The organism is Paracoccus sp. KKT209, assembly GCF_055635455.1.
In genome coordinates, this window is sequence record NZ_CM145758.1 from 106279 (window position 1) to 121217 (window position 14939).

Genomic DNA, 14939 nt, shown 5'->3' on the forward strand with positions numbered 1-14939 from the left:
CTGCCGGCGCGGAAACTGGACTTGCGCCCTGGCACTCCCTACATAATGACCCAGTTGCCAGATACAAACGATGTGATTTTGACCAGAGGTCGCCTGTATGTCCAACCCGCTTCTCCAGTTGCTTGTCCTTGCCGGGATCGCGATTTTCCTGATCCTGCGCCTGAGAAACGTGCTGGGGACCCGCGACGGGTTCGAGCCGCCCCAGGTTGACCAGCCCGCGGCGGGCCCGGCCCGCTTCGAGGTGATCGAAGGCAGCGCCGATGAGGTCGATCACGACGTCATCGACCACGCCGAGGCCGGCAGCCCGGCTGCCGCGGCCCTTTACGCGATGAAGCGGGTCGAACCCGACTTTGGCGTCCGCGACTTCCTGACCGGCTCCAAGCACGCCTATGAAATGATCCTGATGGCCTTCGAGCGCGGCGACCTGACCGAGGTGCGCCCCTTTCTGGCCGACCCTGTTGCCGAAGCCTTCCAGGGCGTGATCGACCAGCGGACCGCCCATGGGCAGACGGTTCAGGCGCAGTATCTGGGCACGCGCGAAACCTCGCTGGCCGCGGCGGAATTCGATCCCGCGACCGGTGTGGCCGAGATATCGGTCCGTTTCGTGGGCGAGTTGATTGCCGCGACCCGTGACGCGCAGGGCAATGTCATCGAGGGTGATGCCAAGGCGCCGCGCAAGCAGAAGGACCTGTGGACCTTTGCCCGGCAGATGGGCCAGAACGACCCGAACTGGCAGCTTGTCGCGACCGGCTGATGCCCCGTCGCAAAGGCCTGACACCCGAGGACCGCGAGATGTGGTCCCGCGTGGCCCGCACCGCTTCTCCTCTCCATCCCGGCCGCAAGACCCTCGACCCGGAGGCCGGAAAGCAGCCCGCAGCGCCGCCGGTCGTCCCGGCGGCGTCGGCCGTGCCGCCACCGGCACTTCCCAGGTTCCGCGTGGGTCAGACCCCCCTGCCGACTCCGTCCCGGCTGCCGCCGCCCGCGACGCCTGCCGAACGGCTGGCCGCCGCCGGCCTGCGCATGGACGCCAAGACGCATCGCAAGATGAACCAGGGCAAGCTGCGCCCCGAGGCGCGCCTCGACCTGCACGGCATGACCCTGTCGGCCGCCCAGCCTGAACTGACCCATTTCGTGCTGTCATGCTATGGCGGCGGCCTGCGTCTGGTCCTGGTGATCACCGGAAAGGGGCGCGGCGATCACGGGCCGATGCCCACCCGGCCGGGCGCCCTGCGCCATCAGGTGCCCTACTGGCTGCACAGCCCGCCCCTGTCGATGGTCGTTCAGCAGGTCACCGCGGCGCATTACCGCCACGGCGGCGAAGGCGCCTATTACGTCTATCTGCGCCGGCCGAAATGAAAAACGCGCCCCGCAAGGGGGGCGCGTCGCATCGGGGATTTTGGGCTTTTCTCAGCGCCGGTAGTTCGCCTTGGGTCCGGCAAAATACCAGATGATCAGGCCCAGCAGCGGCAGGATGACGATCAGCAGGATCCACAGGATCTTGGTCTTGTTCGATTCGTTCGTGTTGATGATCTGGGCGATCGCCCAGACATCCAGAACGAAGATGATGATGCTGAATAGCCAACCCATGTGATCCATCCTCTAAAGGTTCTGACAGCCAACACCCGCACCGCGGCGCGGGTTCCTAGAGAACATAGCGCGACAGGTCGGTGGAACGCGACAGGTCGCCCAGGTGCTGTTCGACAAAGGCCGCATCCACGCTGACCGCCTGGCCCCCGCGATCGGGCGCGGTAAAGGACAGCTCCTCGAAGACCCGCTCGATCACCGTGTAAAGCCGCCTCGCGCCGATGTTCTCGACCGCGCCGTTCACCTCGGCCGCGATCCGCGCCAAGGCCGCGATGCCGTCGTCGGTAAAGGTCACCGTGACGCCCTCGGTCGCCATCAGGGCGCTGTACTGGCGGGTCAGCGCGTTGTCGGTCTCGGTCAGGATGCGGACGAAGTCGCCTTCGGTCAGGGCGCGCAGCTCGACCCGGATCGGCAGGCGCCCCTGCAGTTCCGGCAGCAGGTCACTGGGCTTCGCGACGTGGAACGCGCCCGAGGCGATGAACAGGATGTGGTCGGTCTTGACCGCGCCGTATTTCGTGCTGACGGTCGTGCCCTCGATCAGCGGCAGCAGGTCGCGCTGCACGCCCTCGCGGCTGACATCGCCGCCACGCGCCTCGGTCCGGGCGCAGACCTTGTCGATCTCGTCGATGAAGACGATGCCGCTTTCCTGCACGGCCTCCAGCGCGGCGGCCTTGACCGCATCGTCGTCCAGCAGCTTGTCGGCCTCTTCCGCGATCAGCAGCTCATAGCTTTCCGCGACCGTCACCTTGCGCCGCACCCGGCGCCCGCCAAAGGCCTTCATCAGCCCCGACAGGTCCATCATGCCGCCCAGGGGCTGGCCCGGCTGGCCCGGCATCTCCATCCCGCCCAAGGGGTTCGAGTTGTCCTGGACCTCCAGCTCGATCACCGTGTCGTCCAGCTCACCGCGCTTCAGCTTGTCGCGGAACATCTGGCGGGTGCCTTCGCGCGCGTTTTCGCCCGCCAGGGCCTCGACGACCCGCTCCTCGGCGGCCTTGTGGGCGCGGGCCTTGACCGCCTCGCGCATCCGCTCGCGCGTGTCGATCATCGCGGCATCGGCCAGATCGCGGATGATCTGCTCGACGTCGCGGCCGACATAGCCCACTTCGGTGAACTTGGTCGCCTCGACCTTGATGAAGGGCGCGTTGGCCAGCTTGGCCAAGCGGCGGCTGATCTCGGTCTTGCCGACGCCGGTTGGCCCGATCATCAGGATGTTCTTGGGATAGACCTCGTCTCGCAGGTCGTCGCCCAGCTGCTTCCTGCGCCAGCGGTTGCGCATCGCCACGGCGACGGCGCGCTTGGCATCGCTCTGTCCGATGATGAAACGATCAAGTTCCGAGACGATCTCGCGCGGTGTCAGGTCGGTCATGCTTGTGCCTCGCTGGCTTTCTTCTTTGTTCAGATATCGCGGGGGTGAGGCCCGTCAGGGCCAAAGGGGGGCGATGCGCCCTTACCCGTCTAGCGTCTCGACGGTCAGCCTGCCATTGGTGTAGACGCAGATCTCAGCCGCGATAGCCATCGCCTTGCGCGCCACCGCCTCGGCATCCAAGTCGCTTTCCAGCAGCCCCCGTGCCGCGGCCAGGGCAAAGTTCCCGCCCGATCCGATGGCCGCCACGTCATGTTCCGGCTCCAGCACGTCGCCCGCGCCGGTCACGACCAGAAGATCGATCCCGTCGGTGACGATCAGCATGGCCTCCAGGTTGCGCAGGTACTTGTCGGTGCGCCAGTCCTTGGCCAGTTCCACGCAAGCGCGCTGCAGCTGCCCCGGCGCGGCCTCCAGCTTCTTTTCCAGCCGTTCCAGCAGGGTAAAGGCATCGGCCGTCGATCCGGCAAAGCCCACGACGACGTCGCGGCCGCCGGGCGACAGGCGCCGCACCTTGCGGGCCGTGCCCTTCATCACGGTCTGGCCCACGCTGACCTGGCCGTCACCGGCGACGACCACCTTGCCGCCGCGCCGCACCGCCAGGATCGTCGTGCCATGCCAGCCGGGAAACTTATCATCCGCCATCGGGGGCTCCGTCCTCTGTTCGTCTGGCCAGCAGATATGGACGCCCCGCCCGGCTTGCAACCCGTTGAAAATCGCCCCTTTGCCCATTAGCGTCGCGGCATGTCCCCTGATCTGCTGCTGTCGGTCTATCTGCATCACCCCCTCCTGCAGACGGCGCGGGCGGGCAAGCTGGGCTTTCTGAACCGGATGCGGGCCCTGCTAGAGCCGCGCGGCTGGCGGATCGAGATCCTGCCCTCGGGCAATGCCGCGCGGGATGCGGCGCCCCTGCGGCCCGGCTATGCGCTCTTCAACATGGAGCGGCCGACCCATGACCGGGCCCTGACCTTCCGGCGCGCCTATCACTATCCCTACTGGCGCCTGGAACGGCAGGCCGAGCGCTGGCGCTGGCCCATCGCCACGCAGGCCTTCGACGCCGCCCGGATCGAGGACGAGGCCGCGCGCCGCTTTGCCGCGCGCCTGCGCGAGCGTGTCCTGCCGGGCCCTGCACCCCGGCGCGGCGACCATATCCTGATCCCGCTGCAGGGCCACCTGCGCCGTCAGCGCAGCTTTCAGTCGGCCAGCCCGGTCCAGATGATCGAGGCGGCGGCATCGACCGGACGCCCCTGCGTGGCCACCCTGCATCCCAACGAGGTCCATGACCCGGACGATCACGCGGCCCTGGACCGGCTGGCCGCGCAATTTCCGAACCTGACCATCGGCGGCGACACCGCCGCGCTGTTGCGCGACTGCGCCTTTGTCGTGACGCAGAACAGTTCCGTGGGTTTCGACGGGCTGATCCTGGGCAAGCCGGTGGTCCTGTTCGCGCTCAGCGACTATCACCATGTGGCGCTGAACGCGGGGCAGATCGGCGCCCCGGCCGCGCTGGAGCGTGCGGCGGACCATGCCCCGCCGACCGACAAGTTCCTTGACTGGTTCCTGCGCCGCAGCAGCCTGGACATGATGGCGCCGGATGCCGATGACCGGATGCTTGCGGCCATGAAAAAAGGCGGCTGGCCCGTCTGAGGGGCCGCCGCCTTTCCTGTCAGTCGGGCAGGATCAGACGGATTCGTCGATCCAGCTCTTCAGCGCGGCCTTGGGCGCGGCGCCCATGCGGTTCGACACCACTTCGCCGCCCTTGAACATGAACAGGGCCGGGATGCCGCGAACACCCAGGGCCGCGGCCTGTTCGGGGTTCTCGTCAACGTTGACCTTCACGATCTTCACCTTGCCGGCATATTCGTCCGACAGCTCTTCCAGCGCGGGGCCGATCTGCTTGCAGGGGCCGCACCATTCCGCCCAGAAATCGACGATGACGGGGGTTTGGGCCTGACGCACTTCGGCGTCGAATTCTGCGTCGTTCACATGCACGGTGGCCATGGTCGGCTCCTTCTTGTGGCGGGGGCCGGCGCGGACCGGCGGATCGGGTTCCCTCAACAGCTATGGGCGCCGACCTGCCGGGTCAAGGGGCGGGACCGGGCGCAGCTCCCGTCAGCCCCGCCATCACCCGGTCCAGCAGCGGATCGGGCAGCTGCATCAGGCTGCGCGTCGCCGTCCACAGCACCGCCGTCCGGACCGGCCGGTCGGGCCAGATGCCGCGCAGCGCGGCGCGATAGGCCGCCATCTGCCGCAGGATGCCCTCGGGCACGGCCTCGGGCGCCTGCGGCACGTCGCTGTTCGTCTTGTAGTCGACGGCCAGGATGGCATCGGGGGCGACGACCAGACGGTCGACGATCCCGTTCAGCAGGCCCAGACCCGGCAGCCGCGCGGTCAGCGCCACCTCGTTCAGGATCTGGCCCTCCGCAGGCGGCGTCATCACCTGCTGCAGGGCCGGCGCGGCGATGACCGCCCCCGCCTCGGCCAGCAGGTCGTCCAGTTCCGCGGCATCGGGCAGGCCGCCTTCGGCGCCGGCCAGCAGGGCGCGGGCGATGCGGGGCCAATCGGCGGCGGGATGGACGGGCAGGTGCTCCAGCAGCAGGTGCAGGCGCGTGCCGCGCAGCATCGCGGCGTCGCGGTCGCCCTCGGACGGCGCGCCCATCACCTTGGCGCCGCCCAACCCGCTGGCGATCACGGGAACCTCGAAATCCGGCTCGGGCGGTGGCATCCGCAGCGCCCAATCGGGCGGCGTCAGGACATTTGGCGCGAGACGGGCCCCGGCCGTCGCCTGCACCGGCCAGTCGCCATAGGACAGGCGCAGCGCCGGGCCCAGGTCCGGCACCTCGACGGTGCTGCGGTCCAGGCCGCTGCGGCCGGCACCATCCAAGATCATGGCATGCCAGCTGTCCAGCGCCTCGCCCGTCTCGCCGGCGGCCGCCACGATCAGCCAGCTTTCGGCCCGCGTCATCGCCACATAGAGCAGACGGCGACGCTCTTCCTCCTGGCGCCGTTCCCATTCGCCGACGGCCAGCGCGACCGCGTCGCAGCGATCCGCCGCCGCGCCGCGCCAGGCAGGCAGCCCCTCGACCCGCACCACGCGCTGCCCGTTCGAGGGGCGGCGCTTTTGCGTTTCGGGCAGGATCACCACCGGGCTTTCCAGACCCTTCGAACCATGCACGGTCATCACGCGGATCAGCCCGCCCGCGCCGCCGGGCAGCTGGCGCTTGACCTGCACATCGTCGCCCTGCAGCCAGACCAGAAAGCCGGTCAGCGAAGGCGTCTCGACCTGCTCATAGGCCAGGGCCTGCGACAGCAACTCGTCGATGCCGTCCAGCGCCTCGGGGCCAAGGCGGGCGATCAGCGCCGCCCGGCCGCCGTGCCGCGTCAGCAGCCGCGCGATCAGGTCATAGGGGCGCATGTAGTCGGCCTGCCCCGCCAGATCGTTGAAGACCGCCTGCACCTCGGAATGCTGCGACTGGCGCAACCGCACCCACAGATGTTCGTTTTTTCCGCGCCCGGCCGACAGGCGGAACAGGTCATCCTCCGACAGGCCGAACAGCGGCGATCGCAGGGCTGCGGCCAGGCAGAGATCATCCTCGGGCGTGGCCAGCACGGCCAGCGTGGCGGTGATGTCACGCACGGCCAGTTCGCCCGCCAGCTTCAGCCGGTCGGCGCCGGCCACCGGCAGGCCCGCCGATTTCAGTTCCGCGATCAGGATCTGGAACAGGTCGCTGCGACGCTGGACCAGGATCTGGATGTCGCCCGGCGTGATCGGTCGCGTCTCGCCCGACTTGGCGTCCAGGATCGGGCTGCCCAGCATGGCGCGGATCTGCCGGGCGATGGCGCGCGACAGCAGGCTATCGGCGTCGTTCTCGGCCGGCGCATCGACGGGCTGGGTCCAGTCCGGACGCTCGGGCTTGTCCGGATCGGGCAGGGGCGGCCAGATGTCCACCCGGCCGGGCAGCGCGTCGCGGAAGGCCACGTGCCGGGGCGGGTCCCCCAGACCCTCGGCGGCCTGGTCCTGAAAGACCGCATCGACCAGCCGCAGGATTGCCGGAGAGGACCGAAAGCTGTGGGCCAGCCCGCGCCGCTGCATCGGCTGCTGCACCGCCTGGAAATCTTGGTCGAAGCGGTCGCGCATCGCCTCGAAGACGGCGATGTCAGCCCCTTGGAAGGAATAGATCGACTGTTTCGGATCGCCCACCACGAACAGCGTGCGGGGGCGGTCATGGGCGCCGGCACCGCTGGTGAATTCGTCGGTCAGGCGGCGGATCACGCGCCACTGTTCGGGGCTGGTGTCCTGTGCCTCGTCGACCAGGATGTGGTCGATGCCGCCGTCCAACCGCCACAGGACCCACTGGGCCATGCTGGATTCCTCCAGCAGCTGCGCGGTCCGGCGGATCAGGTCGTCGAAGTCCAGCCAGCCATGCGCCGCCTTGGCCTGCGCCATGCGCGTCGCGAATGCATGGCCAAAGCGGTGCAGGGCTAGGGTCCGTTCCGCCGTCGCCAGGGCCAGCGCCTGCGGGCGCGCCAGCTCGACCCGCTCCATCAGCGCGTGCAGATCGTCCATGAAGGGCGCGCAGGGGCCCGAGGCCAGGTCCTTGGTCGGGATCTTGCCGATCTTGGCGGCGAAGGGCGCCTTGGTTTTGGCACCGAACAGCAGGCAATCGCAGAGCCGCGCCAGATCGCCCAGGCCGGGCTGGCGCCAGTTGCCCCCGGCCAGCACCTCGGCCAGCTTGGCGTCGGTGGACTTGCCCGCGCGCAGGAGCGGGACCAGCGCGTCGCACAGGTCGCCTTCGCTGCCCAGAAAGACCTGCGCCAGCAGCGCGCCGGGCGTCTGCCCGGGGGGCAGGTCCAGCATGGTCCAGATCGCGTCAGGATCGGGGGCCTGGCTGAAATCGGCCTCGGACAGGCCGGCCAGAAAGCTGTCCAGGTTGTCGCCGGAATGCAGGCGGGTCAGGTCGCGGATGGCGGGATCGCCCGCCTCGGCCATCTCCTCCAGGATCTCGGCGCGCAGGGCCCGGGCGCTGCGGTCGTCCAGTTCCGCAAAGCCCATCGGCACCCCGGCCTCCAGCGGAAAGCGCCGCAGCAGGGCCGCGCAAAAGCTGTGGATCGTCTGGACCTTCAGCCCGCCGGGCGTCTCGATGGCGCGGGCGAACAGGCGGCGGGCCTGCGCCAGGTCGGGTTCCGCGGTCTCTCCCAGGTCGGCCAGTTCGCGGCGCAGCTGCGGCTCGGGCAGCATCGCCCATTGGCCAAGCCGCTTCAGCAGGCGGTTCTGCATCTCGGTCGCGGCGGCCTTGGTATAGGTCAGGCACAGGATGCGTTCGGGCGCGGTCCCGGCCAGCAGCAGGCGCGCCACCCGGTCGGTCAGCACCCGCGTCTTGCCCGAGCCCGCATTGGCGGTCAGCCAGGTCGATCGCAGCGGATCGGCCGCCGCGATCTGGTTCAGCGTGGCCTCATCCATGATTGCCCACCTTCTGCGGGATCGCCCGGTCCGTCAGCGCCCATTCGCCATAGCGGGCCAGGTGGTCGTAATTTCCCGCATAGGACGTCCGCTCCGGCGCCCGCATCGAGGTGAACCCCGTCTCTCCCGTCAGATAGGCCGCGACCAGCCGCACGAAGCCGTCCCAGGTCTCGCCCTCGATCCCGTCGTCGTGCTCGCGGCCAAAGGTGCGCCCCTCGCCGCCCAGCTGGATATAGCGGATCGCGGCCACGTCCACCGGGCCAAGCGCGTCAAAGCCGCCGCGCCGGGCCATCGCCGCCTCCAGCATCAGCTGCTTGTCGAAATGGCGGATCTGCGCGTCGGTGGGCGGCGTGCCGGACTTGTAGTCATAGACCGCCACCCGGCCGTCCTGCAGCAGGTCGATCCGGTCGGGCTTGGCAGTCAGGGTGAAGTCCATGCCGGACAGCGACACGCGGCCCCGGTTTTCGATCACCATCGGCGCGCCTTCGGCCAGGCGGGCCAGTTCGTCGGCGACGATGCGGTCCGCGATGCCCTCGATCCGCGCGGCCCAGAAGGCGCGGGCGGCGGGCCAGGGCACCTCGCGCGCCAGAACCTCGGCGGTCAGCGACAGGAAGGTGGCGCGCAGAATCTCGGGCGGGGTGTCGGGGGCGGGGCGGGACTTCAGCAGCGCCTCGACGATGGCATGCAGGGTCTGGCCGCGCAGCGCGGCATCGGGCTGCGGGCGCAGGGGCGGCAGCGGGCGCAGGCCCAGCACCCGCTTGGCATAGACCGCATAGGGATCGCGGATCAGCAGCGACACGTCGGTCACCGGCAGTTCGCGGAAGGGCGGGCCGGGCGGGACGGGCGAGGGGCGCGAGGCCGGCGCCAGGGCGGTCGGGGGCCGCGCCAGCGCCTCGGCCAGGGCCAGCCATTCGGCGCCGCGCGCCCGCATCTGCTCCAGCGCCTGCGGGCCGTTGCGTTCGGGCAGGCCGCTCATCAGGTTCATCAGCCGGTTCAACCAGCGCGAGGGGATCGTCTCGGCCTCGGCGTCGCGCTTGGCGCGGGTCAGGATCACCCGGTCGGCCGCAATCCCCTGCTGAAAGTCATGGGCGGCCAGGCCGATCTGGCGTTCCGGCACCGGCAGCCCCGCCGCCAGCCGCATCTGGCGCGACAGCCAGGGGTCGGGCGACAGCGGCTGCGGCCAGCCACCCTCGTTCAGGCCCGACAGGATGACATGGCCGTGACCGTAAAGGCGCGCCTCGCGCGGGCCGCGGATGCGCAGGCAGTGATGGCCGGCCACATCCTCGCGCACGGACTTGGCCTGCAATTCGGTGATCAGCAGCGCGCAGAAATCCGACGGTCCGATCTCGGGGCCGAAATGGGCATGCTCGGCCAGGTGCTCCAGCACCGCGCGGCTCATCTGCCCGGCCTTGTCCTGCCACAGCCGGGATTGCGCCGGATCGCCCTGGGGGCCGGCCGCCAGCGCCTCGGCCAGCGCGATCAGGTCGGCCAGCCGGTCGGGCAGCGGGCGGGGCGCGCGGTCGCGCGCCAGAGGCGTCATCCGCTCCAGCATCGCGGCCAGCCACCCGGCCCAGATCCTGCGCGTCTCGTCACCCTTTTCGGCCCAGTTCAGCAGCGTGGCCGCATCGGGAAAGGCCGGCCCGTGCTTGCGCAGCTTGAGTTCCAGGTCGCGCGTCTGGCGCAGGATGTCGTTGCGCCCGATCACCTGCGATCCCGTCGCGGTCATCGGGTGCTTCAGCAGGATCAGCAGCCGGTCGATGGTCAGTGCCTCGCCGTAAAGGGCAGCGACCTGGCGCAGGAACAGGCCCGGCGGCGTCAGGGGCAGGGGGCGGCCGGCGCTGTCGTCGGGGCGGATATGCCAGCGGTCCAGCGCGGCGGTCACGCGGCGGATCAGCCCGCTGTCGGCCGCGATCAGGGTGATCAGCTCGCCCTTTTCGGCCGCCTCGCGCATGATCAGGGCGATGGCCTCGGCCTCGGTGCCGGGCTGGTCAGCCTCGATCAGGGTCAGCGCCCGCGTCGCCGGGATCAGGTCGGGCAGCGCCGGGCCTTCGGCGATCCATTGGTCGGTCACGGGGGCGGGGCGCAGCGCCAGCGACACCAGCCGGTTGCGCGCCGCAGAGGGGGGTGCCACATCGGTCCAGCGTTCGGGATAGCCCGCGGCCCGGATCAGCGGGGCAAAGCGCGACTGCGGATGGTCGTCGGCCGCGTCGCCCAATGTCTCCCAGACCGCGTCGGGCTGGTCAAAGTCAAAGCCCGGCAGGACCACCGCCCCGTTCGGCAGCGCCGCCACCGCCTGCATGTAAAGCCGCGTGGCACCGTGCGACGCGGTCGATCCCGCGACGATCACCGGCCCGTCGGGCAGGTTCAGCCCCTGCGCCCAATCGGCCAGCGCGGCCTCGGCCGCGGCGCGCTGACGGGCGGGGCGGTCGCTATGCGCGTCGCGCAGGTGGAAATCCGCTGCGATCTTCAGGAAGGCCAGCGCGTTCTGCCAGTGGCGGGCATGGTCGCCCGTATCGATCGCCTCCAAGGCGGTGATGTCGCGGCCCTCGGTCTGCATCTCGACCATCAGCTGCGACAGCGATTGGGCTAGGACCGGGATGGAATGTCCGGCCCCCAGGTCGGGGCGCAGTTTCAGCAACTGCGCGATCAGGCGACCCAGCTGCAGGCGGCGCGCCAGGGGCGCCACGGGCGGATCGGGCATCACCAGCGGCCCCGGATCGACCGAGGTGATCGAGCGCAGCCGCGGCAGCAGCAGCGGCCCGGCCCGGTCAAAGGCCCGGCGCAGCGCCCCCATGGTGGTCGCGGCGTTGGCCAGGATCGTGACGCGCGCCAGGGCTTCGGGCGGCTGGTCCGCCATCCGCGCCATCAGCCCCTGCACGAAGCAGTCGGCGAAATCGACGCCGGGGGGCAGGGCATAAAGGCCGTGCAGATCAGCCACGCAGCAGCGCCTCGGCCAGGGGGATGGCGGCGGGATAGCCCACGTCGCACCAGCCGCCGGGATGGACCAGGCCATGGACGCGGCCCTCCGCGATCAGCAGGTCCCACAACCGGTTCAGCGAGAACACCCGGTCTGGAATCTCGGCCAGCCGCTCGGTCCGGATGATCTGCGCCCCGGCATAGACGAAATCGCCTTGGCGCGTGACCCGGCCATCCGCGTCCAGCGCAAAATCGCCCGCCCCCTGCCGCGCCGTCGCCCGCTCCAGCGGCACCAGCGCCAGCAGCGCATCCATGCGGTCATCGTCCCAGCCCGCCTGCAGCGCCGACAGGACGTTCGGCCCGGTCCAGACCACGTCGGGGTTCAGCGTCATCACCGGGCTGCCGCCCAGTAGGGGCAGGGCCTGCCGCAACCCGCCGCCGGTGTCCAGGATCAGGTCAGGCTCGGGGCTGAGGGCGACGTCGCGGCCCTCCAGGTGCTGCGCGACCTGCGCACCCAGGTAATGCGTGTTGACGACGATGCGCGCGGCCCCCGCCTGGTGGCCCAAGTCCAGCGCGCGGTCCAGCAGGCTGCGCCCGGCGACCGGGATCAGCGGCTTGGGGCGCGCGTCCGTCAGCGGGCGCATGCGGGTGCCGAGGCCAGCGGCGAAGATCATCAGGGGCGGGCGCATCGGGCGCGGATCCTTTCGACGATGGCGGCATCGGGGGCCGGGACATCCGCCAGCGCGCGGGCCAGTGGCGCCAGTGCCGGATGGGCCAGGTTGCGCTGCACATGGCCCCAGACCCGCGGCATGAAGTCCAGATAGCGCGGCTTGCCGTCGCGCAGGCACAGCCGGGTAAAGATCCCCATGATCCGCAGGCCGCGCTGCGCGCCCAGCAGGGCATAGGCGCCGCGGAACCGCGCCTCGTCCAGCCCGGTCGCGGCCAGGTAACGGGCGATGGTCGCGGCCTCAACCTCAGCCGGCACGTCACGCCGCGCGTCCTGCAGCGCCGAGACCAGGTCATAGGCCGGATGCGCCGCCACCGCGTCCTGATAGTCGATCAGCCCCAGCGGCGCCGCGCCGCGCCAGATCAGGTTCTCGGCGTGAAAATCGCGCAGGGCGGTGACGGGGCGTTGATCCGCGGCCAGATCGTCGTGAAGGCCCGCGATCAACGGGCCGATGTCGGGAACGTCGATCCCAAGGGCCTGCGGGTAGAGGGAAAACAGACCCACCTGGTCGGCCAGCGCCGCCCCGTCCAGCGCCGGGACGACGTCGGGAACAGGATGGTGATGCAGGTCGACCAGCAGGTCGGCGATGCGGTCATAGGCGACGGGGGCCACGGCCGGATCGCGTTCCAGCACGCGGGCCAGCAGGTCGTCGCCCAGGTCCTGAACCAGCGCCAGCCCCTGCGTCGCGTCCTGCGCCAGGATCGCCGGGGCGCCGAAGCCTCGGTCCAGCAGCCAGCGGGTCATGGCGAGGAAGGCCGGCATGCTGCCGCCGGGATCGTCCATCAGCACGGCCGCGCCCTGTGGCCCCTGCAGACGGAAATAGCGCCGGGCCGAGGCATCGCCCGCCAGCGGCACCACCCGCGCATCGCCCCATCCCGCCTGCGCGACAAAGCCGGCGCGGGCGGCCAGCCGGTCGGCACCGGGACAGTCCAGCACGATCCGGCGCAGCGTGGGATCGGGGCAGGGGGTCAGGGCGATGGTCATGGCACGGGGCGGGCGGGTTTCCAGCCGGTCGGGCCATTCGATCAGGCAGATCGCGTCCGACATCGCCTCTTCCAGGCCCAGCTCGTGCAGCTCGGACGGGTCGGTCAGGCGGTAAAGGTCGGCGTGCCAGATCTCGGTCCCCATGGGATCGTCATAGGTCTGCACCAGCGTGAAGGTCGGGCTGGGCACGCCCTCGGCCAGATCACCCTGGCGCGCGCGGATGAAGGCGCGGGCGAAATGGGTCTTGCCGGCCCCCACCGGGCCGTCCAGCAGCACCGTCCAGCCGGGCGCCAGATCGGCGGCCAGCATCCGTGCCAGGGCGGCAGTCAGGGTCTCGTCTGCGATCAGGCGCGTGGTCATGGCGCTGTTCTAGCCGCTTGCCGCGCCGGGGGGAACCGCCCGCGAAACCGTGTGATGCGAAGGGCCGCGCGCCGCGCTAGGCTGGGTCCGAACGTGTTTTCGGGGAACCTGATGCTGCGCCTTGCCCTTGCCCTCAGCCTGGCCCTTGCCGGTCCGGCGGCCGCCACGCAGGAATATATCTTGCCCACGCTGTTCGACGTGGCCCGCGTGGCCCCGGACGACGTGCTGAACATCCGCGCCGACCCTTCGGCCAGTTCGCCCATCATCGGCAGGCTGGCCCCCGACGCCACCCGGATCGAGGTGGTCGAGGAACGCCAAGGCTGGGCGCGGGTGAATACCGGCGAGGGCGCGGGCTGGGTCAGCGCGCGCTTTCTGGACTATCGCACCGATGTCTGGGCCGAAGGCGCGCTGCCCGCAGGCTGGCAGTGCTTTGGAACCGAGCCCTTCTGGGCGGTGACCCCACAGGGGGACGGAGTCGTGCTGGGCGGGCCGGACCTGCCGGGTGACCTGCACCCCGTCCGGGCGGTGCTGTCCAGCGGCGTCTTTCGTGATCCGACCCGCGCCCTGGTGGCCGAGGGGCTGACCCTGACCGCGACGCCGCAGCTGTGCTCGGACGGCATGTCGGACCGGCTGTTCGGGCTGCGGGCCACGGTGGTCATCCATGGCGACAGCCCGCAGATGCTGACCGGCTGCTGTTCGATCCAGCCCTGACGCTACAGTCCCAGCACGTCGTGCATGTCGTATTCGCCCGGACCCTTGTCCTGGCCCCAGATCGCCGCCCGCAGCGCGCCCCGGGCAAAGATCGCGCGGTCGGTGGCCAGGTGGCGCAGCACGATGCGTTCGCCCTCCGTCGCGAAGATCACGTCATGCTCGCCCACGACATCGCCGCCGCGGATGGCGGCAAAGCCGATGCTGCCGGGCTGGCGGGCGCCGGTGATCCCCTCGCGCGCGGGAACGCGCAGCTCGTCCAGCGCCGCGCCGCGTCCCTGGGCCGCGGCCTCGCCCAGCATCAGCGCGGTGCCGGAAGGCGCGTCGACCTTGTGGCGGTGATGCGCCTCGACCACCTCGACGTCCCATTCGGTGCCAAGCGCCGCGGCGACCTTGCGCGTCAGCCCGACCAGCAGGTTCACGCCAAGCGACATGTTGCCCGCCCGGATGATCGGCGCATGGCGCGCGGCGGCCGACAGGGCGGCCAGGTGGTCCGGCTCGAACCCGGTGGTGCCGATGACATGGACGGCGCGGGCCTGTGCGGTCAGCTCGGCAAAGGCCACGGTGGCGGCGGGGGCGGTGAAGTCGATCACCGCCTGCGCCTGCGCGATGGCCGTCACCGGATCGTCGCTGACCGTGACACCCGCGGGCGCGCCGCCCATCGCGGTGCCGATGTCCCGGCCCACCCAGTCATGGCCGGCCCGTTCCAGCGCACCGACCAGCCGGACCTGCGGATTGTCCCCGATCAGCCGGATCAGCATCTGCCCCATCCGCCCCGAGGCGCCGGTGACGACGATCCCCGGCACCTGCGGCTGATCGGTGTTCTGCAAATCACTCAT

Annotated in this window: 13 protein-coding genes; 4 read left to right on the forward strand and 9 right to left on the reverse strand. The window is 70.4% G+C overall.

Annotated elements, in window-relative coordinates; genetic code table 11:
- Positions 1 to 97: 97 nt before the first annotated feature.
- Entirely contained in the window at positions 98 to 754 is a 657-nt protein-coding gene (locus ACZ2G3_RS00510) for a Tim44/TimA family putative adaptor protein (protein WP_419268627.1), read from the forward strand.
- On the forward strand, positions 754 to 1356 hold the full coding sequence (locus tag ACZ2G3_RS00515) for a Smr/MutS family protein (RefSeq protein ID WP_470397061.1): 603 nt from the start codon (positions 754 to 756) through the stop codon (positions 1354 to 1356). Before ACZ2G3_RS00510 ends, ACZ2G3_RS00515 begins: the two co-directional genes overlap by 1 nt.
- A gap of 51 nt (positions 1357 to 1407) precedes the next feature.
- Here ACZ2G3_RS00515 and ACZ2G3_RS00520 read toward each other — a convergent pair whose 3' ends face one another.
- The 3 genes from ACZ2G3_RS00520 to hslV all read right to left on the reverse strand — a co-directional run bounded on the left by ACZ2G3_RS00520 (position 1408) and on the right by hslV (position 3589).
- Positions 1408 to 1587 (reverse strand): PLDc N-terminal domain-containing protein, encoded by a 180-nt coding sequence (locus ACZ2G3_RS00520; RefSeq protein ID WP_419268629.1) that lies wholly within the window; start codon positions 1585 to 1587, stop codon positions 1408 to 1410.
- A gap of 55 nt (positions 1588 to 1642) precedes the next feature.
- A complete protein-coding gene (gene hslU, locus ACZ2G3_RS00525; RefSeq protein WP_419268631.1) occupies positions 1643 to 2950 on the reverse strand; it encodes an ATP-dependent protease ATPase subunit HslU in 1308 nt (435 codons plus the stop codon).
- Positions 2951 to 3031: 81 nt separating this feature from the next.
- Positions 3032 to 3589, reverse strand: a complete 558-nt coding sequence (hslV, locus tag ACZ2G3_RS00530) for an ATP-dependent protease subunit HslV (protein WP_111301245.1) — start codon at positions 3587 to 3589, stop codon at positions 3032 to 3034.
- Between the two features lie 99 nt (positions 3590 to 3688).
- Between hslV and ACZ2G3_RS00535 the strand changes: the two genes are divergently transcribed.
- Positions 3689 to 4591, forward strand: a complete 903-nt coding sequence (locus ACZ2G3_RS00535; RefSeq protein WP_470397062.1) for a P-loop NTPase family protein — start codon at positions 3689 to 3691, stop codon at positions 4589 to 4591.
- Between the two features lie 33 nt (positions 4592 to 4624).
- Here ACZ2G3_RS00535 and trxA read toward each other — a convergent pair whose 3' ends face one another.
- The 5 genes from trxA to tsaE form a co-directional block, all read right to left on the reverse strand.
- Positions 4625 to 4945, reverse strand: a complete 321-nt coding sequence (gene trxA, locus ACZ2G3_RS00540; RefSeq protein ID WP_419268634.1) for a thioredoxin — start codon at positions 4943 to 4945, stop codon at positions 4625 to 4627.
- An 82-nt stretch (positions 4946 to 5027) separates the two neighbouring features.
- On the reverse strand, positions 5028 to 8405 hold the full coding sequence (gene addA, locus ACZ2G3_RS00545) for a double-strand break repair helicase AddA (RefSeq protein ID WP_470397063.1): 3378 nt from the start codon (positions 8403 to 8405) through the stop codon (positions 5028 to 5030).
- Positions 8398 to 11343 carry a double-strand break repair protein AddB gene (addB, locus tag ACZ2G3_RS00550; RefSeq protein ID WP_470397064.1) on the reverse strand — a complete coding sequence of 982 codons (2946 nt, stop codon included), beginning with the start codon at positions 11341 to 11343 and terminating at the stop codon, positions 8398 to 8400. The genes addA and addB overlap by 8 nt, the downstream gene beginning before the upstream one ends.
- On the reverse strand, positions 11336 to 12010 hold the full coding sequence (locus ACZ2G3_RS00555) for a nucleotidyltransferase family protein (RefSeq protein WP_470397065.1): 675 nt from the start codon (positions 12008 to 12010) through the stop codon (positions 11336 to 11338). The genes addB and ACZ2G3_RS00555 overlap by 8 nt, the downstream gene beginning before the upstream one ends.
- Positions 11995 to 13392 carry a tRNA (adenosine(37)-N6)-threonylcarbamoyltransferase complex ATPase subunit type 1 TsaE gene (tsaE, locus tag ACZ2G3_RS00560; protein ID WP_470397066.1) on the reverse strand — a complete coding sequence of 466 codons (1398 nt, stop codon included), beginning with the start codon at positions 13390 to 13392 and terminating at the stop codon, positions 11995 to 11997. Before tsaE ends, ACZ2G3_RS00555 begins: the two co-directional genes overlap by 16 nt.
- Before the next feature lie 111 nt (positions 13393 to 13503).
- Here tsaE and ACZ2G3_RS00565 point away from each other — a divergent pair, with 111 nt between their 5' ends.
- Positions 13504 to 14103, forward strand: coding sequence for a COG3650 family protein (locus ACZ2G3_RS00565; RefSeq protein WP_470397067.1), 600 nt, complete (start codon positions 13504 to 13506; stop codon positions 14101 to 14103).
- A 2-nt stretch (positions 14104 to 14105) separates the two neighbouring features.
- Here the strand turns inward: ACZ2G3_RS00565 and dapB are convergent, their stop codons facing one another.
- Positions 14106 to 14939: a 4-hydroxy-tetrahydrodipicolinate reductase gene (gene dapB, locus ACZ2G3_RS00570; RefSeq protein WP_470397068.1), complete on the reverse strand. Its 834-nt coding sequence runs from the start codon at positions 14937 to 14939 to the stop codon at positions 14106 to 14108.